Below are 22975 nucleotides of genomic sequence, written 5' to 3' on the forward strand. Positions count from 1 at the left end.
GAACCGACCTCAGATATTCAGATCTGTGTAAGAAATAAAAGAGCCGCATTCTACCTTTTTTATCTCCGATAGAAAATTGATTTTGTGCTTTTACACATGATCCTTGAACCTTATAAATATATAAGATCTTTATATAGATCTTTTTATTAGATCTACTATTAAGGAAGCGGATCTTTGTGGATAACGTCAAAATGATCAACATGATCATCAGCTTCAGAACGATCACTTACTGTGATCAAGCATTGATCAACCCAAGGATTAGCTGGGATCAAAAATGGTACTTATGCACAGGGTGCGGGGAGGTACTTAGTTATTATTGGGATAACTATAGCTTCTCCACTGGATCTTTCTATATTTATCCACAGATTTTTTGAAGTGAAAAGAGGTAAGAAGCGTGCGATTAACGTTTCAACCCGAAGATGCTGCTAATGTTGTTGAGCTGAACATATTGACTCTCCTTCTCGCTTTCAGGAAAAGATATCAATCGTGGTCTCACTCAACCTGCTCCCAGAGAAAATACCCTTGTTTGATATATATCAGCGGATAAAAAATAATTTAAATGAATAAAATCAATTCGTTATTTCAATAAAAGACAGCGCTACTCCTTGTGAACAATACAAAGGCTATTCCCGTCAATTTTAACGCAATTGGCTGTTATTGATGGTGTGGAAAGCTTGGGAGTTATTTCACAGGGCAGTTTGACCACCCTGTGGGTAACTACTTATGCACAATCTGATGACGAATTGAACTGTTCAATATGCTGGGTGAGCCACTCCCCGGCGGCATCTTCCGGAACCGGATGCTCAGTAATATCAATCGTATAACAGTCAGTCAGAGGCGTTGCACCGATATCAAGCAGCAGTTCGTAAGCATGTTTTCCTGCGGCGCAGAATGTGTCATAGCTGGAATCACCAATTGCGATGACAGCAAATGATAATTGGTCGGTTCTGGGAGGAGTATCCTGAATTGCCCGAATAAACGGCTGAATATTATCAGGATATTCTCCGGCACCGTGTGTCGATGTAATGATCAGCCAGATGCCTTCTGCCGGGATATCCGCTAAATCCGGTTGGTTATGGATCTCGGTTTCATGTCCTTGTTGTTGGAGTCGCTCATCAAGATGATCACCGACATATTCAGCGCTGCCTAGCGTGCTTCCCGTAATGATATGGATCATATTCATCCTCTTCACAATGGCATTTCACAAATGGAATGCTTTGATTACTTTAGATAAAGCGTATTGACACCAAATTTCATCAGAAACATGTGTCGAGATGCAAATTTTCAGCATAAGAGTAATCAAACCGAAGCGGGAAAGAAAGACACAACTTGTATATTGTGTGGATAGAATGAGACTAACCCGTGTATGAACGTGATATCCGATCATGATCATCATTTGTATACTTGTGTGTGTTTGATGTGGGTAACAATCAAAGATCACTTTGCTCAGGTTTAGTCGATCAATATCATGATCCGTTTGTCTGTATATGTTCTTATCGGATCGAATGTTCGTCGCTTTGATTTGTCCCTTATGGGCGCCAAAACCGTGAAGTCACTCGTAAGATTCGGTAACAAACCAGTTACGAAAGAATGGTTTGCTTCGATTCAATTCGGATTTTTTGTTGCTGTGACTCGTGGTAAAGGCTGGTGTCATTTAGTCTGCACGGGTGCCGGTGATTTCCGGCGTCGGGATTCGAACCCCGTATATAAGATCATAAAGGTGCATAGACGACAGCAGTAGCTGGCTTTATTATGTGGGCTTCATCATATTGAATTATGGTGGGCTGGATGAGGCTGGCTTCGGTCAGGCCGTTTCCTTTGTGGCGGCAGTTCGAACCCGTTCAGCTCACCACCTGCCGAGATTCGAACCTCTTTGGTGGTGGTATTTAACAGTCACAAAGGAGAGGAATATGTCCGATTTGAATCAATTTACGCCCTATCTGCCGCTGGTTGCCCGTGGTTATCTGATCGATCTGCTTGGCTTGTGTACCGATGCACAGACCAATCAACATGAGCTGCGCGAAGTGCTGTTGTATCTCAATAATCTGATTACCTATGATGAAATGCAGTTGCAGCAAGAGGACTAATATCGGTGGGCAAATCAAAGGAGAGCGAAGCTCTCCTTTATTATCGCTGCCCAATGGACATGTAAACATCAGAAAATATTGTTGATATTAAAGTAGTTTTATCTGAGTGGGATTTTAGTACAGAATCAAATTGCAATTAATTTTATAAGGAAGTTATAGACAGAACATCCGTTAGTTATCATATTCGATCATTTACATGGTAATGGGCACATGGCACATATAGCGTATATGACGATTAAAGGTGAGAAGCAAGGGATTATTTCCAGTGGTTGTAACACCAAAGATTCTATGGGAAATAAATATCAGGAAACTCATACTGATGAAATTACCTGGCGTCATAATGTAAGCGGAACAATGGGCTATGATAACTGGGATCAAGGTGGTTGGTTGAAATAGACAAGTTTTTGCGCCTGTTTGTTTACGTTACGGACAGATGCAAAATATGTAGCTTTAAAGGTATTATTATTGATTGGTTTCGGCTGAGCAGGTCTCTTCTGAATCATAGCCAAGATAGTAATATCCTTGCCAGAAGCTGTTTCCCTTCAGTGTCATCGAGTATTGAATTCCTTCGCTGGTTGTACAGTAATGATAACGATACTTTTTGGGCTCAGGCATATGAATAAGTCCGATTGCCAAGCCAATATCACTTTTTGAACTGACTTGATAAAAACTATAGCCATTGTCGATATTCATTTGTTTTCTGTCTTCAGTCAATGCATAACAGTTGTCAGCCGAGGTGGTTTTATTGATGACATCGCCTTGAGTGATTTGGTTGCTGTTTTCTAAGTGAATGACCGTGACTTTAACAGGTAATCTCAGTTTTGAATTTTTGATTGCCAGACATTTACCATGCATCCAGCCAATATCACGAAAATCAGAGCGATGACTGTTTTCAGATAGCATTAGATGACAGGATGTTAGTAACAAAACAGTACTGAAGCGTAATAATTGTTTCATTTTATCTTCCATTATATGACCAGTGTGGGGCATCACTTTTCAGCTTTTTAACACCATAAGATGCACCAACATCGTGTAATATTTTATTATTATTGACATTTTTCAATATAATCTGCTTCTTTTTGGGATTAAGGTTCACCTCATCTAGCCGCTTGTTTATATAGCAATACTGAACCGTGGCGGCTAAATCGGCCTCACCAAGATTTTCGCTCTAGGCCATTCAATCGATCGTTGATGTACTCGCCTTTAAAAAATAATGGCGATAAAGCTGATAGAACCGAGAAATATGAAGCGGCTTCTCGCCTTTATACTGATGTAAAAAGTAGAAATGCCACTCCCGGCCTTTGATGTCAGGCAGTACGCGGAGTAACCCATGATCAATAAAGTGAGTTCGCACAAGAAATTCAGGTAATAGAGCGATCCCCATATCATGCAATACCGCTTCAAGCCCTGTGGTTAGGGTATTTACTTTGACACAATGTTTAACTGATATGAGTTTTTTGTTCGTGCCTTGATTGTCGAAAATTTCTAATTTTTTCCGGTGCCAAGCCGTCGCAATAAATTGATGTGCCGAAAGATCCTCGATTTGTTTCGGGGAGCTATGTTGTGCAATGTAGCGGGGAGAAGCACAGAATATTTCGGATACTTTACCGACGGATAGGGCGCGGTAGTCACAGTCTTTAATATCCCCGCCAAAAATAGCAGCATCCAGCTTGTGCTCAATCAGGTCATGCCACTTCTCTGTCACGACGACTTCCGGTATTAGCTGTGGAAACTCCAAGCACAGCTGCTTGATTGCTGGCATAACGATCTCTTTTTCAGAAAAAGGCGGTACGGATACTTTAAAGTGGCCACTGGGCTGCTCTTTTTTACTGTTGATTTCGGTAAATGCCATATTCAATTGTTCACTCAACAGCTCGCTACGGATTAGCAAGGCTTCGCCTACAGCGGTGAGCACGACACCTCTGGTATTGCGTATGAGTAGTTGCTGACCAATGGCTTCCTCTAACCGTTTGATTTGCTGACTGGCAGCCGACTTGCTGATACCAAGCTTCTTTGCTGCTGCGGTATAGGAACGTTTACCTGCCACCTCGGCAAAAATGAGCAGCAAAGGGGCTAGTTTTACATTGTTCATATATATAAACACTTCGTTAAATAATTGGGTATTGTTTGATATTCGACATAAAACTAAGCTAAGTCAATCCATTCACCGTAGGAAATAAACCATATGACAAGCTTAGTGATTGTTGATTCAACCGTTATAGATAGAACAAAACTTGCAGAGTACAGCGCGCTCGCAGGGGAAACATTGGCCCCGTTCAATGGGCGATTCATCGTCAAGGGAGAAGCTGAAACATTGCATGGTGAGCCCGGGCATGTGATGAAAGCGATTATAGAATTCCCCGATAAAGAAAGTGCGAAAAACTGGTATTTCAGCGCCGCTTATCAAGCATTGATTCCACTGCGTGAGCAAGGTATTCGCAGCTGTTTTCAGCTGGTATAAAGGGCTTCAGGGGAAGCTTGAAGGAAAATAGTAACTTCATCGGAAGGGACTGTTCCAGAAGAGCAAACAGTGATGAGTTATGGAAAAACAACGACAAATAAACGCAGTTGGTTATTTGTCGTTGTTTCTTGCGATTTATCCACTTTATTTTACCGATGCAGAAAGTGACATTTCCCACAATCGCTGGTCTCGCGGGACTTATCGGAGAGCAATTTATGGTCAATTATAGAGGCGTAGCGCTATTCTTCGTTGCTGCTATTGGTCTTTTTTAAGTATTGCCTTGAGTGCAGTTATATTGGCTTGTTCACCCTCTGCTTCTTTCAAGCGGCGACGTTGCTCTGCAAAGTTATCAAACACCTGTTTGGCTTTATCATCTGCCGCTTTTCTGGAGATTTTTCCAGCGCCATTCAGAATATCCCGATCATTAAAACTTAAAAACTGGTCTAGCTTATCGGCCCAGTCTTGCAAGAACACTTGTTTGCGGCGTAGTGCCTGGTCCTCGGCAAAGTCGAGCCACATATTGACGATGCGGTTAAGCTCTTTGATTTCGTCTTCACGCAGATAGTTTTTGGCGATGGTGACACTTCATCGCCTTTATAGCTGGTTAGCCCCATATCTGGCTTACTGGCATCCACACGGCTAGCAATCAGCTCAGCGGCCGTCATATGTGTACAGGCATAATGTAGCTTGTTCTGAATGATCTGAAAGAAGCGGTTAGTTTCTTGGTTGGATGGCTCGTAATCGGCAGCCATGGTAAAGATTTCTTTGACTCGCAGATAAACACGACGCTCACTCGCCCGGATATCGCGAATGCGTTCCAGCATTTCATCAAAGTAATCTGGCACCGCAGAGTGACCAACGGGCGGATTTTTCAAGTGCTCGTCGTCCATTACAAAGCCTTTGATCAAATACTCTTGTAACATTCGAGTTGCCCATTGGCGAAACTGGGTACCACGTGTCGAGCGAACTCGGTATCCTACAGCAAGAATCACCGGGAGACTGTAGTGACGAATGTTGCGTTTTACTTCTCTACCGCCCTCTAGTTGAACTTGTAAGTAATTCTTACAAGTTGAAATTTGCTCAAGCTCCCCTTCAGAATAGACAGCCTTGATGTGCTGAGTTATTGCTTGTGAGCTCACTTGGTACAGCTCAGCCATCGCAGCTTGTGACAGCCACAAGGTGTCAGACTCAAAACGACACTCAACGCGAGTTTGACCATCAGCAGTGGTAAAGAGAACAAACTCTCCTTGAGGGGCTTGGGGAATATTATCTGTCATTCAATCAACCTATTTTCATTATCGGATACGTGATTCAATATTAACGTTGATAAAGTTAGAGACAACACAGATGATAAATAATAAATTAATAAAATCAGTTGGTTATTTGTCGTTGCGTGCCTCTTTCACTTCCCGATACAGAAAGTGAAGTTTCCCATAATAGCTGGCCTCGCGCGACGTCTTGGGGACCGATTGGGGACCAAATTGCAATTTATGGTCAAATACTTACTTCCCAAGATGACTTCCATCATAGATCAGGATGGGAAAAGTGGGAATGGTGGGAAACCGGATCAGCTTTCACCTTCTTTCTCCTCAGCAACGATAAACAAGAGTGGTTTTCCACTCTCTAGCAGGTAAGGTGCGGTGATCGTCTGTTTACCAAAGTGAATGTTCCCTTCTGCTATATAGATGAAGATCCAATCGGGTAACTTACTACTAATAGCAGCGTAAAGTGCATCAGTGGGGATGTCACTATTCTTGTCTGGCGAAATTCTAAATCTCTGGTAGTAGACGTGATGGTTGGATTCAAATGCAAAACTTTCCTGTCCATCGTTGACGAAAGATGGTGACATCGTTCTTCTCGGTTCGAAAACTTCAGCGGTGATGTAGCATAGGTCCTGGTTTGTCATACCTGCTTGGTATTTTGAACATTGGTAGTCTGCACTATGGAAGTAGAACTCTATCTTTTGTTCTGAATTGCCATTCGTGCGCTCATAGTGAATAGATTGTTCTTGAAGCACGGTTTCGATGGCTGTGTTGAAGTGGTAGAGCAACTTTTGCTGTGCGTCTCGAGCGGATGTCGCTTCTTGTATAGGCATCCAAGCAATAATGCTGTTTCGCGAAGCGGTATCAGGCTGTTCCAGTAATGACGTTAGCAAACCAAGGCCCAGTCCTTCACTTAACTCAAGTCCCACACCTACTGAAGACGTGAGCAACAATGTATTTCCTGCGGCAGCTTTCGCGAGCTTAAATGCTTCAAAGTCTCTCATTGGAATGACTTTGTCTTCTGTTTGGTAGAGCCCACCTGCATGAGCAATGTTATGAGCACGGCTGTGGCTGTTGTCATATTGGATAGGACTTGATGTAGAGGCACATCCAGTGAGCAAAATTAGTAACGATAACTGAGTGAACCTAGCCTTCGGTTTCATGAGAAATTTCCTTTTCAAAACAATCTGATTTTGCAGTTATTTATCGGTTGGTCACCAAGTTGACTCATTGTGGATAAGCAGGAGATATCTTTTGATCATTAAACTCATCAGTTATTGATCGGAGGCTTTTGCTATGGATCGTGGATCATTTTGTTATTACGATCCTTTCCTGTCGGGGCGAGGGTGATCATCACCTACCCATATCAATCATTCTTCCAGCCATAAGCATTACCTGCGATATCAAAGTGCCTGTTCTTCATCAACAAACCAGTGCTTGGGTTGATGCGTCGAGGAGTTCGCTTGGTGCAGGACGAGTCATTGAGCGGAATGTTCTGTTGGTGCAAATGCCAGACATGAATGAAGAAATAGGTGAGGGCGGCGGCAGTGGCGAATAGCCAGTTTATATAAAAGAGTACAAACCAAAATAACAACGCGATGTACTTATTTTTGTGGATAACATCCAGTGGCTTATGTAGCCAAATAATGCTTGGGAAGGCCATCAACATCACTCCCCAGCTTTGATATACAGTCACTAACGCACCAAGACAAAAAACGCAAAATAGTGCGAACTTTTTTAGTGTTTTCATCTTAGTCTCCATTTCGTGCTTAGTTTTCCTAAGTATACAGGTATAATTAAAACTTAGAAAATCTAAGCATCGTAGGTTGATGATGATTCTCACTTGTCTAAAACAAATCCATTTCCACAGCGCCTTAAACAGGCAAGAAATCGCGTTGGTATCAGCCAGAGGGAGCTTGGTATCCGTTTGGGTATGGACCCAAGTTCAGCGAGTGGCCGTATGAATCATTATGAAAAAGGGCGTCATATGCCCGATATCGGTACGCTACAAAAGCTTGCTCAGGAGCTCGGTGTGCCTGTTGCGTATTTCTTTTCAGATTCCGACAGCTCAGCAGAACTGGCATGTTTGATTGAAAAGCTCAGTGAAACTAAAAAGCAGGCGCTTATTGAGCAGCTCAGGCAGGAGCTCGATAACATCGACCAGCAATAAAGTTATCGCTCTCGTCCGGAATACCAAAATACTCCACCGACTGCGGCGACTGTCAGTAATAAACCACCCAGCCAAATCCAAAGCTCCATAAAACCTCCATTAATTTTGTTTCTCTTTAGCTTAGTATTGCTAAGCCTCTACTACCTTAATTTTACCACCTATTTTGCAAATGCAAGCCCAAGCGACAAAGCTCCACACCAAGCGATGTGGAGCAAGCAAATACATTAAGTGTTGTATTTCTTAGTGGCTTTAGTGAGTTCTTTAATGGCTTCGGCCAGTGTGGTTATACGGATGACACGTTGATCCAGCTTTTCTAACTCATCGAGCAAATGCAAATACAGCGGGATCTCCCAGGGCATTGCGTTTGAAAAACGTCTCAATACCCCTTCGGATACTTCTTTTTCTTCAAGCTCTTCGTCTGGATAGCGATGAAGAATGAGGCGATACCATGTGATCTCTGGTAAGCCTTTTGATTTTTTGACTTTGAATTTGTAGCGTATTGGATATTTCACTTTGTACTTAGCTGTCAGAGCTTTGCACAGCTTTTCCAATCGTGCTTCAAGGTCTTTGGCCGCAACCATTAGTATCTTTGATTCATCGGCGACAAATAGAGGTAAATCTTTTATTACTTCTGGCTGTGGTGATTGTTCTGGCAGTGCAATATCAAAATCTGACAGGTCTAGCTCTTCGCAATAGTTTGTGATGCCAACGGCAGGTTCTTTAGTCATGTAGCACCTCCATTTTTTTGAAGTGTTTATGTAGCTTGTGAAGTCGTTTTGTACAGGTTTGGGCCTTCTTCTTGATGGCTAGAATTTCATGGCGTATTTCACGGACGAGAGCAAAGCCATCTTCGGTGTAGTCGATAAGATCCGACTCCCACTCCTTATTGGCCTTTGAAAACCGTCCCTTTGGGTAGCGAAAACCTTTGCCTTTGCGGATATGTGTAGAGCGAACGCGGTACTTTTTATTGTGTCGCTGCGCCATTTGGTTCTCACTCATATACCAGTTATGGTGCCATGCGGCCTCGAACGCGTTGTCACGGTTGCGGACTCGACAGGCGAAATGACCGGGGTTTATGTCTCTATAAGAGCGGTGGATGTGCCAGAAATTGTTGGCGTAGCAACTTGCTAAAAACTCCAGCAGATAAGGCTCTTGATCAGTAAAGCGTTCGACTTGTGCCAGAGCATTGAGTGATTGTGAAAGTGCTAGCTCGAAAGCTTGCTTCTCTTCGGTTGGTTTGCACTGCTGTGCCATTTTATGCCAGCGATAAGCTGCACTGTTCTCATCTAACATCGTTAGGTTACTCCATGGTTTTGCTTGTTCGTCACCAATTACCGTAACCCAGACGTCCTTTAGCTATAGCACGCGAAGCTGCCCATTTTGGGCGCTAGTATTTGCCCTATATCCCAGCAGCTAAAGCTGCAATAGCAGCGTATCCTTCCCTGGGAGCCAAGCACCTCCTTTCCAGATCTCTATCTTTGTGGGAGGTCTAAGCTAATAATCCATGACTTGTTAATGACGGTTGTTGGGATGCTGTTACTCACAGTCCAGTATTTGTGGGAGATGGCTTAAGATTGTTGTTTGTTCTGGGATTTGATGAGTGGTAATCCAATTATTGTGGGGTGTTGGAGGATTTTATTGCTGATGCCCCATGGACTTTCACATGTGAAAGCCCATGGGGCTGCACGCGGTGTGCTGTTAGCAAGAGTGCTTTTGGGTTGCTTTTCGGTAAGTAAAGAGAAGTGGTACATGAAAAAATAGATTGAAAAGCTATCCTTAGATAGCATTTCATCGGTTTTTGTCCATTATGAAGGCACTCTATATTCGTATTGAAATCACAGTAATACAGTACATTTTTTAGTAATATGTAACCTATTGATTATTTGAAGGAATAATGACCGTTGAAATTTGCACAAGCTCTCAGCATTCTCTCAAAGTCTTCACCGTATGCGGTCAGTACTGAGAGAGAGCAGAATCAAGATTACCTCGCTGAATACAAGCGCTACATCTACATCAAGACAGATATAGAAGCGGATTTTAAGAAAGCTCTCTTATCGGCCAAGCCCAATCAAATCATCTTCCTATGCGGAAGTAGCGGTGATGGCAAATCCGAGATCTTGACGCAGTACAGCCAAAAGCACAAAGTGACTCATGACTTCCATTTGGATGCAACGCACAGCTTTAATCCGAGTCAGACTGCCATTCAAGCTCTCGATCAGCGCTTCTCCGAGTTCAAGCAAAGCAACAAACCACTCGTTGTGGGTATCAATGTGGGTATGTTGGGTAACTACGCAGAAGAAGGCTCTGAAGGACATAGCGACATCAAAAAGGTGGTTAGAGACTTTCTCTCCCGCAAGCTTTCGAAAATTCCAGAGCAGTACGTGTTCTTGGATTTTGAAGACTATCCAAAATTCACCTTCGATGCAGAGGGTAGTGCATCAGACTTTGCTGAGCAGTTTCTGAAAAGACTGACTGCGCAGACGCTTGATAACCCGTTTTATGTGCTTTACGACAATGAGCGTAAATCTGGAGGACATAATCGCCTGACCGCTAATTATGCGCTGCTGAGTCGGCCAGCAGTTCAGGAATCCCTGATTGGATTACTACTCAAAGCTCGCCTTATCAAAGATCAGTTCCTCACGGCTCGAGCGTTACTGGATTTCACTTTCCAGTTGCTTGCAGCTGATGGCTACTTGTTCGACAACTTGTTTTCAGGCAGCGATAACGAGCTGCTATCCCGCATTCAGGGTTTTGACCCAAGTAATCTGCACACGCGTAAAGTCGATGAGTTTGTGCTTCAGCATGGGCTGGGCATTGAAGATGAGCGGTTCAGTGCATTTAGGTCAAAAATTAACGAGCTTGGTTTTTACGAGTTAACCGAAGCAACGTCTTTCCTTCGCCTTTTCTATTTGCTTCGGGGTGACAACGAGCTCAGCAATGAGTTTGTAACGCCTATCCAAAACGAGTTTACAAACAATCTGGTAGAAACATATGCATCTGTTTGGATGTTACATCGTGATTTCGATGGTTCAGGAAAGATGCGTAAAGAGCTTGGTAGTTTCTATAAGGAAACCCTGATCTCAGCGCTTCACCGCTATTGCAACCGTCATGCACCAACACTCGATAAAGACGAGTATTTAGTCTCTGAGCTTAATGGCTACAAAACGGCGGTGTCTCTTGAAGTTAAGCCAGATTTTTCAGCAATACAAAACAACGTACTCGAAAAAATAGGCACCTTCAATGCGTATTTGAAAGTCGGTGATAAGTCGCTTAAGCCAATGCCGATTAGTGTCAGGCTGCTAGAGCTGCTCGTGAAAATTGGTCAAGGGTACCGCCCTAACAAGCATGACAAAAATGCAGTGCTTTTACTTGATGAAGCACTGGAGCAGATGCTGACAGTCGCTAAGCAAAAAGAGACCTTGTTTATCCTGAAGGGTGATAAGCGCTACAAAATCGTGAAAGAAGAAAGTGACTATTTTGAAGTGAGTGGTATGCGCTAATGACGACCGATAATTTTACATTACCGATAAAGGCTGGTTTGCCACAAACTGCTGCCGACAAGTTCCAAAACAAGAACATCTTGAACAGTTACATCCCCATTCGAACCAAAGGCAACGACTTTGATTGGTCTTCTGTTGTGGGGTTGGTGCTTCGCGGATTACTTCGTAAAAAAATCGAAAAGTATACCTACCTAGATTTCGCAGCGGATTGTAAAGCCAACTTACAAAGCAAACTGGGCGAGGAAGATTTTTGGGAAGTACTGGAAGATATGTATTTTGCCAACCGAGACATCTTCTCGGTAAGCCCAGAATTTTTGTTGTTTAAGAGTCAGAAAAGTGAGTGCAAAGCAGGCGATCTACGTGTGGCATCTCTCTTTATCAACCTGTTAAATGGTCGACAAATTGAGCAGTTTGATGCCAACTTGAACTTCATCGAACAAGAGCTGTTAGAAACCCTGCGTTCCAAAACCAAACCAGATACCGACAAATCACTACGTGCTTCGGAAGCGCCCTATTTGCCATACATGGCCGAGGCATTTAAACGTGATCTCGAATTTTTAACCACGTATCCCAAATACCTGCTGGATGAGTTTGAACAATTCTTGGCATTTTACGGGTTTGCTTACACGGCTCAGCTCAGTCTATCGCTATCTGATTGGAAAACCGGTGAAGCCCCCAAAGCAAAACCGCTCTATTTCATCATGGATCATGAACGCGCCAGCGGTGAGCGAATTCATGTGAAAAAGCACGGCTACAAGCTCTTTAGTGAGTCTTCTTTCAAGCTGTTTCCTGTCCTTTCTATGTTGGAAAACATCCAGCCCAATCCGGACGAAACGAAGAAGCCTTTATGGCAGCTGGCGAGAGATATCGAAAACTCGCAAAGAAGCGACCTGGCTGATCAAATTAAAAACTATGCGCTGATGTTCCGAGCCAACCGCAAACTGGACACTGATATTCCTAGGGACGCAGTAACGGCCATTGATTGGCTGGAATACGCGTTAAAGCTAGCAGAAGAGCAGTTCCGGGACCCGAAAACAGACCGACCAGCCATTATCAAAAAGTACATGACTGAGGTTGAGAAGAATATGGCCGCTGACTTTGTGCAAGCCCGCGGTCGCTCAGGCCGAGTGCTTGTCCTTACGCAGGACCATATTATTTTGCTGACCAACCTGGTGGTGGGCAAAGAAGAGAAGCTCCGCTTCCATGAGCTAGTTCTCGGCTTTCAGGATAGGGGAATATTTGTTGATAAGCAGACAGAGCAAGAGCTTATCAAGTTCTATGAACGAATTGGTAACGTTGAACGCATGAGTGATAGTGGAGATGCAGTGTATGTGCGCAAAACAATTTGAATCGTTTCTGGTTGAGCAGTTTTTACTGCATGCGGAAGGAAACATACGCGCAGGCTATCGCTACCAGTTTAACTCACCTGATCACGGTAACAGCCAGCGTTTGTTTGATGCGTTACTCCGTCGTAAGGACGGTGAGATTATAGTTAGTAACAAGGTGGCGTTGAGCTACGTGAGCGTCCAAGGCTGCAAAGTGGTTCCTGTGCTTCATGGCGAAGAAGACGGAGAAAGCGGGTTTACCGAGAACTATATTTCTCACCTGCGTGATGAAATCGCAAGCCAAGAAGGTGCTCTGAAGGGCTGTGCGCTGGTGGTCATTCACAACAGCCGCCTTGATACCCTTATCAACTCAGCGGAAGACTTGGGGCAGCCTGGGCAAGTTTGGAGCCCTGAGAACATCAAAGTCGCACTTAGCGGTTTTATTGAACAAACTGACAAATCCCGAGATGTATCACTTTGCCTGCTGGATGACCAGTTTGACGCGATCCTAGAAGATGGCGCTACCATGTTTGGCTTCGAATCGCTGTACAAAGCGGTCGAAGATGGCGAGCTTTGTTTTAGCGAACTCGGGATGTTCGATGATCCTTTTGTCGCGGAGCTATCTGGTAATCGAAAGCAGATCAAACAACGGCTGGAAGAGAACCGCGCGCTTTACCAAGAGTTGTCGTTTGAAGTCGAGCACTTTGGTCAGCAACTCGAAGAAAGACTGAAAGGCTTTAGCAGCAAGTTTATCAAAGAACATTTTTCTGACGATGGTTGGAAAGATGTGGAGTTTGAAACTTATCGAGAAGAGATCAAAAAGAACAAGATTCAGCACCTTAAGCATGAAGGTGAAGAAGAGACCAATGATGCGCAAGTCATTGGTCGCTACCCAAAAGAAACCAAAGCGGGCTTGCGTGACCGTCACCTGATCATTGCCCTTGAGGAAGGACAAAGTGAGTTTGAACTTAAACTGAGCTTTTCTGGCACCAGCGATTTAAGCAAAGAACAGTTTAAAGTCTCGCCAGCGAATGCACTAGGCAAGCAAGAGGTCATCAGTACGCGCCTAACCAGTAAAGGAGCAAACGCCACTCTAGCGGCCAGTTATGCTAATGAGCCTCTGTTTTTCACGCTAGCATTGAAGCGTGACAATACCTCTGAAAATCATAACTTCCGTTGCTTGGTCGTCAGAAAAGGCGAGTTTGACCTCGAGGCATTTAAAAACATTTTCGTCGTTGAGCCTTCGAAAAAACGCCTTACCTTAAAAACAGAAGAGAACAGCCTGGTTATCAACCCCGCGCTAACTGTAAGCCGAAGCCTAGATGATGTTGGTGAAGTGGTTGACCGCGCAGAATTTGGTGTTGTCGATTTTGAATCTTTGGCTAACGAGTCAGAAGATATCGGTTTTGCGGTGAAATCAGGTGATAACGCACTGGCATTTCGCATAGAGGGTGAGACGGTAGAAAGCAGCTTGTCCTTTCCACTGCTGCTTAACCAATCGCGCTTCCATAAGTTGTTTGATGATGACGTGTTTGGCGAGCTTTACCCGAGTAAAGATGTTGTCGCGATTGATAATAGCGAATTTCGCGTTATGGAGCCGCGCATTAGCTTAATTCGTTGGGAAGAACGTTTCGTTCAGCAAAAGCAAGTCTATCTGGCTGAATCCAAAAGCATATCGTTGGAAGAGTTAAGGTCTATTGATGACAATCTCCACTCTGCATACCAAGCACTGTTTGACTATCTAGCAAGCCGAAAGACAACGATTTCGCTGGTGTCGTGGGGGCCTCAATTTACCGCACTCGTGAAAGCGACCGTGGATGCATTCCTTGATTATTTCAATGCGATCCCAACTGGCGGCATGCTCACCAAAGAGCAAAAGCTGGTGACGCAAATCGGTTTGGTTCGCGAGAATGGCGAAGAATACTACTCGCCTTTTCATCCACTAGTGCTGGCGTACTACTTAAATCTTTGCAATGAGATGCAAAAAGATGACAGCTTTGCTGACTTGCCAACGGTCACATTCAATCGCTTGGGTCCAAGCGGCTTGCTGCCGTATGTCTATCACCCCAAGCATGAATTTGCTTACAACCAGCAAGTGACCGAAAACGGATTCTGGGTTAAAAGTGTTCCGCATCAGAAAAGTTGTCTGAAGTTCGTTCGCAAGCTTGTTAAAGAGAAGATCAACGAGTTCCAGAAAGCGTTTCGCCACTTGTTTACCGGCTCAGAGAAGAGTGTGCTGGTGAATGCCGTAAATCAAGATCGTGCAGAGGAGCTATTCCTCGGTTTGGTCGACTATGTAAAAGACAACCTAGATAAAGCGGCGTCAATCCATGTCAACCTCTACGATGATGCGCTGGTTTTTAACGCATTTGATCAGTTTGCAGAAACGTCTAACTACGAAGAGCTAAAGTCTTGGCTGGAGTTGGACCGCGGAAAAGTGCGTGAAAACGCCGACACCATTATCGATATTCTTCGTACCCGCCTAACTTACAGCAAATTCACTAATGCCCACAGCGAACGCGAAGGGCAAGCTTACTCGCACCTGTCATTTTTCAGAAACAACGACAACGTGAAGTTAACGACCTTGAGCGTTGACGACATGCCGAGCGGTATTGCGTGTGATGGTCTGTTAACGGGCGACGCCTCCAAGAGTGATGAAGGCTCATACTTCACTGCATTTGGTTTGCAAAACGTTCAATACCGTAACCAACCGCACCTAGAAATGGCGAAGTATGTTGGTTCGTTAATGGAGCCAGCATTAAAGCCAAGCACGCAATACACGGGTGCCAATGCTCCTGCGCTTGCGGTCAGTGAAGACTTTAAATCGCTGCTAGAGCGCTCTTATGACAGCTCCATTTGGACCACCATCATCGACCCTAAAGTGACGCTGGACTTCTTCCACGCCAATCAAGATGTCGTGCTTATCCATTATTCCGATCAGTACACCAGCTCTGCCAGTTACGATGCCATTACGGTAACCGCTCAGCGTGGATTGTTCGAAAGGGTGGTGGCGCAAAGTGGCGGTGGTCAAATCAACGAGTTCAATGCCTTCAACGGTGATTGGCTGCTGAAGATGATGACCTGCAACGACACCATTCGCAAAGAGCGCACTGGCATTATCGGTGCCTATAAATTTGCGACGTGTCTGGTGCACCAATCTGATATCACCTGGGTGCCGCTCTCTGTGGGTGAGATGATTCGTGTTGCTGGGAACATCGGTCTTAAAATGAACGACAGTGATTTCTCGCGCAACGTGCAGGGATATAAAAAAGGCGCGATTTCAGATGATGTATTGCTGGTGGGCTTTAAAGAAGGCAACCTTTATCTGCTTCCTGTTGAAGTGAAAGCAGGCTCCACGCCAGACTACAACAAAGCAGTACAGCAAGCCAATGAGCTTCGCCGCTATCTAACAGAGCTTTTGAGTGACGAGACACTGGCTTCGAAGCTATACCGAGGCTTGTTTATCCGCCAGGTGTTGATGCAAATCGACAAATACCGTCTCTACAACGTATTCAGCAATGACTATTTTGAAGATCTGTTGGCTGAGAAAGAAGTTTGGCTACGCGGAAACTACACCATCGCAGAACTTGAAAACTATCCAACCGGTTTAGTGGTGAGTCACCTTGAAAGTGGCAGCTGTTTTGAACCTGACTACAACATGCAAGATGGTGTGTTGAAGGTCGATCTTCCGATGTCGTTACTGCCTTCACTGGTGCAACACCCGCTTCAAGTGTTAATGAGCGAGAAGGACATTGCCAAGATCTGCCATGTGCCGGCGGAGTATATGTTGGTGGGGCAGACAGCTTTAAAAAAAGGAGAGTCGCCCGTCCCATTAGACGTTATGGTCGATAAGCCAGAGAATTTAAAACCGAACCTCCAAACTGAGGTTCCGTCAAAGTTAGCTGCAGAGCCAACCGCAGATTATGCGAGCGAATGCCGAGTGGAGATTGGCCAGAATACACTTACTGGCCAAAAAGTTTTCTGGGAGTACGGGCATAAAGATCTAGCAAACCGCCACCTGATCATTTTTGGTAGCTCAGGGCAGGGTAAGACCTACTGTATCCAAGGCTTGTTGATGAGCTTGGCAGATGCTCAAATTCGATCGCTGGTGATTGATTATACAAACGGCTTCTTGCCGAATCACCTTGAGCCGGAGTTTATTGAACGAACAAATCCTAAATCCAATATTCTTTGTAATGAGCCATTCGGCATGTCGCCATTCAGAGCTCAAAAGCAAGATTTTGGTGGGATTTTCATCGAAGAGAAGCCTCACATGGTTGCTGGAAGGGTTGCCTCTGTTTTTAACAAGGTATATTCGACTATTGGTGAGCGCCAGATTGCGGTACTTAATGAAGTGATAGAATTTGGTGTTCAGCGGTATGGCAGTGCTTACAGTTTGCAAAACATGTTGGATGACCTAAACGAGGAAGAAACCGCTGGCCCTGCGCTTGCAAGCAAGCTGGCTCCTTTGGTCAAATCCAACTTGTTTTCATCTGACAGTGATAAAAGTTGGAAAGAGGTGTTCGAGAGCGAAGCACACAACTCAACAATCATGCAGCTTGCGTCGCTTAACCACGATATTTCAATGCTCTGTACTGAGTTTTTGCTTTGGGATTTATATTCCTACGCTTGTAGCTACGGTAGTAAGGAAAACCCGTTACCTATCGTATTAGATGAAGTGCAGAACCTCGATCATCGCCTTGAGAGCCCTTTAGGTAAAATGTTAACGGAAGGGCGCAAGTTTGGGGTATCTCTGATTCTGGCGACTCAAACGCTAAGTATGTTGCGTAAAGATGAGCAAGATCGTTTGTTCCAGGCGTCTCACAAGCTGTTTTTTGCACCAGCAAAAACAGAGACAAAAACGTACGCGAAAATTCTTGAACTGAGCATGCCAGGTACAAAGCAGGCTGAGTGGGAAAAGCAACTAGGAGACCTATCCAAAGGACAGTGTTTATCAGTTGGCTACCATTTGGATAACGGTCAGTTGAAGATGAGTGTTAAGAAAGTGAAGGTTTCTTCCATGTCATCCCGTCTGAACCGCTCTGAAGCTTGAAACGAGGTAAGTCAATGGAGCTTTCTGAAAAAATTCAGTTAATTTCACGCTGGCGGCGAGGGGACCAAAGGGCCCCTCATAAGCCTTTGATGTTGTTATACGCACTGTCTCAATATAAGCAAGGTCACGAGCGCTTGTTCCAGTTTGAGAGTGAAGTAGATAACCAGGTTAAAGAGCTGCTGGTTCAGTACGGTCCTTCACGAAAGGCTTATCACCCTGAGTACCCTTTTTGGCGATTAGCCAACGAGCAAGCTCCATTCTGGGAAATCAAAAATGGTGAAGAGTGTATTCCCCGTAAGAGTAATACCGATCCTAAAAAGTCAGAACTCATTAAATATAACGTAATGGCAGGCTTTGACGCTTCCTCATATCAGAGCTTAATTTCTAATCCAGAAATGATAGAAAAGATTGCTTCTAAGCTAATTCAAGACAACTTCCCTGATACGTTGCAAGAAGAGTTGTTTGTTCGTTTTGGTTTTGAGGTTGATACTTCAACTAAGCAACGAGACCCCAATTTCCGGACAAATGTTCTTCGCGCTTACAACTATCGATGTGCAGTGTGTGGTTTTGATTTGGCTCTTGATACTATTCCAGTGGGCATTGAAGCAGCGCATATAAAGTGGAAGCAGTTTTTTGGTCCATGCGAAGTTTCAAATGGTATTGCTCTATGTAGCATTCATCATAAAGCCCTCGATCGAGGGGTTATTACTTTTAATAGTGATCTCAAAGTACAGGTATCTCCAGCTGCTACTGGTGGAACTATGGTTGAACGATTGATTTGGGACTATGAAAGTAAGCAAATAGTTTTACCGAGGGATGCTTCCCTATATCCATCTGAAGATGCTATTAGTTGGCATCTTCGGGAAGTATTTAAACAAATTTAATACGGGCAACATGTATAGATTAGTTTTCTGCAATATGATTAGTGTTAATAAAAATTTTGGGTGTATCTAATGGTTAAGGTTCGGAAAAACTCGTGGCCTAGAATAGTTAAGGATTTATATTCTCGGTTGGGTAATGCGCTAAAGAGTATTACTTTTATTGCTTTTTTTCTTATTGGTGTGATTGTTATAGGTGGTATAGGAGTGTGGCTTCCGTACGGCCTTGATGGTACTTCAGATAAGGTGTTCTTTGAGGCTCAGAATGTTCTTACCTTTTACTTGGCTATATTAGGGACGCTTTCTATTGAAGGGGTTATATCAAAAAGTAAAAATACTGATTTGGCAGCTCTAGGTCTTATTATTGGTGTTATATCACTTATCTTGGGTATTTATGGTTATTACAATTATCCTACAGGCTCTGTTTGGCAGATAAATTTAGGTGCATTTATAACGTTAACGATATTTCTTTTTTCGACGGTAAATGATGAAAAGTTTGATGTACAAGAGGAAATAATTTCTGATGCAACTGGCTATGAAGAAGCAGATAAAGATTTGATTAAGGATAAAAAGTAATGAAGTTACCAATTAAAGTACCGGCTATAAAAGTAAGTCAACCTTTAGGTGACTTTTTTGTTGTATCTCTTAGTGCTGAATTTTTGTTGAAAACTTGTTACACAATCAAGGCGGAGATACTTCAAGACAACGATGAAAGTAACTCTGTTACTCATTTTGGGAAGTTTGTGAGTGGTTTAGTGGGTAATCAGCGAGATAGAGCACCTTCTCGGTTAAAAGAAATTAAGCGTTATACTGAAACTGTTGATGCTAGCTTCCCTAACTCAATAATTCTTGGTGCAAATTATGATCCGGATGGGCGTTTAATAACAAATGTTGATGAGCGCTGGGAGGTAGAAAAGATTTCTGATGAATTCTACTATCTCGTAATACCATCCATGAATAAGATAGCTTCAATTATTGATGGGCAGCATCGAGTATTTGGATTTGAGGAATCAAGCGCTAAGAGTACAGAACTAGTATGTTCTGTATACTTAGATCTTCCACTTGCATATCATGCAAGGATTTTCACTAATATAAATATGAATCAAAGAAGAGTGGATAAGAACTTAGCATACAATTTATTCCAGTTTGATATGGAACAAGGTGAACCTAATAGTTGGTCTCCTGAAACGCTGGCTGTATACTTTGTACGAGTTCTTTCTAGTGATAATGGTTCACCACTGAAAGGAAAAATTAAATTAGGTACATTAAATAGTAGCGCTAGTACAACCATATCAATGGCATCGATAATTGATGGGATCCTTTCTTTAATTACTAGTAACCCCAAAAATGATAGAGAATTACTGCATACCAAATCAATTAAAGACGGACGAGATAGAAGTATGCTCCTAAATATTAATTCTAAATCCCCTTTACGGAACTTATACTTGAGTGAAAAAGATAAAACTCTTTATGAAATTATTTTTAACTATTTATCAGCGTTAACAGAGACTCATTGGCACTATGAGTCATTTAAAAAAACACTAGGTATTAGTGCAAGTTTTGATTTTCTTAAGGAGCTTTGCGAAGTTGAATCAGTTGATAACTTGACGAGGGAGTATTTTAATCGTGTTTTATATAAATCTAAGAATATAGATTTCGATAGCGAATTTTTTGGTGTACAGACTAAGTTACGGACAAGGATGAGAAATACTTTACTACTAGCTTCAGGCGTTAAAACTATAAATCAGCTACCAATCAAACCTAGCGATCGTAAAAAATATGAAGAATTATTATTAGGTTAAGCGCGAAGAACAAACAATACAAATGACGTATTGTTTGTTCCCTTACTTTTTAGGAAAGTTTAGTCGTTGTTATGTAAAGAAGAAGAAAGCTGTGTCAGTTGCCTATAATTACGCAAAGATGCGGCTCCATCTTCAACGTGTGCTGCCCAAGCTTGCTGATATGCTTTGGTATCAAGCTCTGGGTAGTACATTTTCAATACTAACTCAGTAACATCACTAGTCTCACCAAGCCAAGTGTACTTATCTAGTACAAGTGAGCCATCTAACTTGGCTTCCTGACCTTGGTATCGAAAATCACTTTCAATTGAACGGAAGAAAGCAATACGTGCCGATACGTTTGGAGTGATGCCAGTATAGCCCTTCAACTTTTTAAGCTGCTCTTCAGTCGATCGGGTCAGGTTCATACGATTAGGTAGCATTACACGGCCTCCTTAGTTGTTTCTCTCCAGAAGTAACCTTCCTTCAAGGTTGAAGACTTAGTTGTACCGTCAAAACAGATTTCGTAAGTGCGAGCAATATCGTCTTGAATAAGGCTGGTGTAGTTTCTATCGATCTCGGTATCCGTTGATAGAATCACAACTTGGTGGCTGGCGGTAGGGAAGTAATTTTCTACCAGTTTATCACGGTGGTGCGAGTCTAAGCGCCCTAGTGGTGTATCAATAATAACTGGCAGCTTACGACCAGATGTACGGCCTAGTGCTTCCAGAATCGAGATTGCGTAGATCTGTTTTTCGCCCGCAGACATTGCTTTGCGATTGATCTTGCTACCGTGTTCATCGACTAGTTCAACATCAAATGACGCAGGGTTAATTGAAGCGGATAGCTGCAAATCTTCTTTACGAGCTAGCTTCTTGTAGGACTTGACGAACTCGTTTTCTAACTGCTTGACGCGAGCTTTAGTTAGTTGCTCACCAAATTTCTCAAGCAACAAGATTGAGTTTTGGGCATTGCTAATACTCTGATCTTTATTGGATTGATCTTTATTCTTATCGTGTAGCTTCTGAATTTGACGAGCTGTCTCTAGTGCTTGGCGCAATTCACGTTTTGCTTCTTCGAGCAAAGCATGGTATTCGATAATCAGCTTTTCTTTTTTCTTATCTAATGCGCGGACGTCCGCAAAAAGCTCTTGCACCTGCTCTTGCTCAGGAGCTCGTGCAATATTGTTTGAGGCGTTATCGATCTCTTCTTCTACTTTTTTAAGTCGTGTTCTTGCATTCTCAAAGCGGGTGAAAGAAGCGGAGGACAGGTGAGTTACTTGATATTCTATCGTTGTGGCCTGTCGGTCAGAGATATCAAGGAGTACTTCTTTGTTGTGAACGTCTCCAAGATGTTCTTCAAGACTGTCAGTAATCGCTTCTAATGCGGCTGGCGCTGAACTGCTAAGGTTAAACGATAATTTTGCTCGGAGAGTTTCAAGGAACGAATCCAGTTCATGGCCAAAGTTTTGCTTTTGCTTAACACTTTGTTCTTGTTTAATTAATCCTAGGAGAGAGCTCATTGCATTAGGTGCTAGTGCGAATGGAAGACTTGTCTCCATCTCCATGCGGATTTGCTTTTCAAGCTCTACTTTTTCTTTAAGTAAGCTATCTACTTTTTGTTGCTCATCTTCTCGAGTTTTAGCCCAAGCGCCGCCGTTTTGAGATAACTTATTCTCTAGACTAAGAATATCGCGTGATACGAGCTCAATTTGTGCATCAACGATGTCCGCTTCACCACGAAGTTTCTCTGCATTGCGCTCGTGACTGATACGTTGCTCATCAAGAGAATCCATTTCCTCTTTTAGAGATTGGCTTAGTGCACTAGACCCCTGTTTCTTCAAGAAGATATTTAAGTCACTCTTGAGCTTTGCGATAACATCTAAGCCCAATAGTCGACGGACTGCGGTCTTTAGCACTGTGCCTGACTCATCTTCCGCAAGCTCAGCGATTTTTTCACCGTCGAAGAAGAATAGGTCAGCGATGCCTGTTGGGATCAATTCGTTGAGGAAACCCTGACACTGCTCGTAGTTGAGCTCTGGGATTTGGATGCCATCTTTCTCAAGACACAGGCTATCTTTCTTACCGCGTTTCCAGCCGCGAATCACTTTATAAGTGTTTTCTTCGCCGTTTTGGCTGTATTTAAACTCAAGCTCAATCGATGCGTTATCTTGCACACCACCATGACCTACACCCTTGTGAATAAGCTCAGATAGAGCTTCAACATATTCGCCATTGGAAAGGACTTGGCTAAAAGATTGACGCCCAAATAGAGCTAAACGTACAGCGGTTAGGATCGACGTTTTACCAGCACCGTTAAGGCCACCAAACAGAATAATTGGTCGTTCGGTTCCTTCAATAGGGCCATTTTTACTCAGACGAGCAGGAGCAGGGCGCAAGTCGATTTCATGTACGCCACGGAACACTCGAAAGTTGTTTAGAGTTAGTTTTGTAATTAACAT

Annotated in this window: 20 protein-coding genes and 1 pseudogene; 11 read left to right on the plus strand and 10 right to left on the minus strand. The window is 43.3% G+C overall.

Annotated elements, in window-relative coordinates; translation table 11 throughout:
- Positions 1-721: 721 nt before the first annotated feature.
- The gene (mioC, locus tag OCU60_RS00005; RefSeq protein WP_074373992.1) at positions 722-1177 is read right to left on the minus strand and encodes an FMN-binding protein MioC; all 456 of its coding nucleotides are present in this window, start codon (positions 1175-1177) and stop codon (positions 722-724) included.
- 733 nt (positions 1178-1910) lie between these two features.
- Here mioC and OCU60_RS00010 point away from each other — a divergent pair.
- Positions 1911-2087, plus strand: a complete 177-nt coding sequence (locus OCU60_RS00010) for a hypothetical protein (protein ID WP_021021415.1) — start codon at positions 1911-1913, stop codon at positions 2085-2087.
- 210 nt (positions 2088-2297) lie between these two features.
- Positions 2298-2483: an Hcp family type VI secretion system effector gene (locus OCU60_RS00015; protein ID WP_074373993.1), complete on the plus strand. Its 186-nt coding sequence runs from the start codon at positions 2298-2300 to the stop codon at positions 2481-2483.
- A 66-nt stretch (positions 2484-2549) separates the two neighbouring features.
- Here the strand turns inward: OCU60_RS00015 and OCU60_RS00020 are convergent, their stop codons facing one another.
- Complete coding sequence (locus tag OCU60_RS00020) at positions 2550-3044, minus strand: hypothetical protein (RefSeq protein ID WP_074373994.1); 495 nt, start codon at positions 3042-3044, stop codon at positions 2550-2552.
- 220 nt (positions 3045-3264) lie between these two features.
- On the minus strand, positions 3265-4179 hold the full coding sequence (locus OCU60_RS00025; protein WP_074373995.1) for a LysR family transcriptional regulator: 915 nt from the start codon (positions 4177-4179) through the stop codon (positions 3265-3267).
- Positions 4180-4272: 93 nt separating this feature from the next.
- Between OCU60_RS00025 and OCU60_RS00030 the strand changes: the two genes are divergently transcribed.
- Both OCU60_RS00030 and OCU60_RS00035 read left to right on the plus strand, forming a co-directional pair.
- Positions 4273-4548, plus strand: coding sequence for a DUF1330 domain-containing protein (locus OCU60_RS00030; protein ID WP_074373996.1), 276 nt, complete (start codon positions 4273-4275; stop codon positions 4546-4548).
- Positions 4549-4627: 79 nt separating this feature from the next.
- The gene (locus OCU60_RS00035; protein ID WP_159439481.1) at positions 4628-4777 is read left to right on the plus strand and encodes a hypothetical protein; all 150 of its coding nucleotides are present in this window, start codon (positions 4628-4630) and stop codon (positions 4775-4777) included.
- 26 nt (positions 4778-4803) lie between these two features.
- On the opposite strand, the pseudogene OCU60_RS00040 reads toward OCU60_RS00035, so the two are convergent.
- From OCU60_RS00040 to OCU60_RS00050, 3 genes and pseudogenes are all read right to left on the minus strand, one after another.
- Positions 4804-5825, minus strand: a pseudogene (locus tag OCU60_RS00040) (virulence RhuM family protein).
- Between the two features lie 290 nt (positions 5826-6115).
- Positions 6116-6973: a hypothetical protein gene (locus tag OCU60_RS00045; RefSeq protein WP_074373997.1), complete on the minus strand. Its 858-nt coding sequence runs from the start codon at positions 6971-6973 to the stop codon at positions 6116-6118.
- 203 nt (positions 6974-7176) lie between these two features.
- A complete protein-coding gene (locus OCU60_RS00050) occupies positions 7177-7560 on the minus strand; it encodes a hypothetical protein (RefSeq protein WP_074373998.1) in 384 nt (127 codons plus the stop codon).
- Between the two features lie 93 nt (positions 7561-7653).
- Here OCU60_RS00050 and OCU60_RS00055 point away from each other — a divergent pair, with 93 nt between their 5' ends.
- Positions 7654-7980: a helix-turn-helix domain-containing protein gene (locus tag OCU60_RS00055; RefSeq protein ID WP_074373999.1), complete on the plus strand. Its 327-nt coding sequence runs from the start codon at positions 7654-7656 to the stop codon at positions 7978-7980.
- 224 nt (positions 7981-8204) lie between these two features.
- Here the strand turns inward: OCU60_RS00055 and OCU60_RS00060 are convergent, their stop codons facing one another.
- Positions 8205-8708, minus strand: coding sequence for a hypothetical protein (locus tag OCU60_RS00060; protein WP_074374000.1), 504 nt, complete (start codon positions 8706-8708; stop codon positions 8205-8207).
- Complete coding sequence (gene mobI / locus OCU60_RS00065; RefSeq protein WP_074374001.1) at positions 8701-9273, minus strand: conjugative transfer protein MobI(A/C); 573 nt, start codon at positions 9271-9273, stop codon at positions 8701-8703. The genes OCU60_RS00060 and mobI overlap by 8 nt, the downstream gene beginning before the upstream one ends.
- Positions 9274-9881: 608 nt before the next feature.
- On the opposite strand from mobI, the gene dptF reads away from it, so the two are divergent.
- From dptF to OCU60_RS00095, 6 genes are all read left to right on the plus strand, one after another.
- Positions 9882-11480: a DNA phosphorothioation-dependent restriction protein DptF gene (dptF, locus tag OCU60_RS00070; RefSeq protein WP_074374002.1), complete on the plus strand. Its 1599-nt coding sequence runs from the start codon at positions 9882-9884 to the stop codon at positions 11478-11480.
- Entirely contained in the window at positions 11480-12829 is a 1350-nt protein-coding gene (gene dptG / locus OCU60_RS00075; protein WP_053304050.1) for a DNA phosphorothioation-dependent restriction protein DptG, read from the plus strand. Before dptF ends, dptG begins: the two co-directional genes overlap by 1 nt.
- Entirely contained in the window at positions 12810-17858 is a 5049-nt protein-coding gene (gene dptH, locus OCU60_RS00080; protein WP_074374003.1) for a DNA phosphorothioation-dependent restriction protein DptH, read from the plus strand. The genes dptG and dptH overlap by 20 nt, the downstream gene beginning before the upstream one ends.
- A 14-nt stretch (positions 17859-17872) precedes the next feature.
- On the plus strand, positions 17873-18742 hold the full coding sequence (locus tag OCU60_RS00085; RefSeq protein ID WP_074374004.1) for a phosphorothioated DNA-binding restriction endonuclease: 870 nt from the start codon (positions 17873-17875) through the stop codon (positions 18740-18742).
- A gap of 69 nt (positions 18743-18811) precedes the next feature.
- Entirely contained in the window at positions 18812-19312 is a 501-nt protein-coding gene (locus tag OCU60_RS00090; RefSeq protein ID WP_074374005.1) for a hypothetical protein, read from the plus strand.
- Positions 19312-20538: a DGQHR domain-containing protein gene (locus tag OCU60_RS00095; protein ID WP_074374006.1), complete on the plus strand. Its 1227-nt coding sequence runs from the start codon at positions 19312-19314 to the stop codon at positions 20536-20538. Before OCU60_RS00090 ends, OCU60_RS00095 begins: the two co-directional genes overlap by 1 nt.
- Positions 20539-20597: 59 nt before the next feature.
- On the opposite strand, the gene dndE is transcribed toward OCU60_RS00095, so the two are convergent.
- Positions 20598-20957, minus strand: coding sequence for a DNA sulfur modification protein DndE (gene dndE / locus OCU60_RS00100; protein WP_074374007.1), 360 nt, complete (start codon positions 20955-20957; stop codon positions 20598-20600).
- Positions 20957-22975 (minus strand): DNA sulfur modification protein DndD, encoded by a 2019-nt coding sequence (gene dndD, locus OCU60_RS00105; protein WP_074374008.1) that lies wholly within the window; start codon positions 22973-22975, stop codon positions 20957-20959. Before dndD ends, dndE begins: the two co-directional genes overlap by 1 nt.

The sequence above is a fragment of the Vibrio spartinae genome, assembly GCF_024347135.1.
Classification (GTDB): Bacteria; Pseudomonadota; Gammaproteobacteria; order Enterobacterales; family Vibrionaceae; genus Vibrio; species Vibrio spartinae.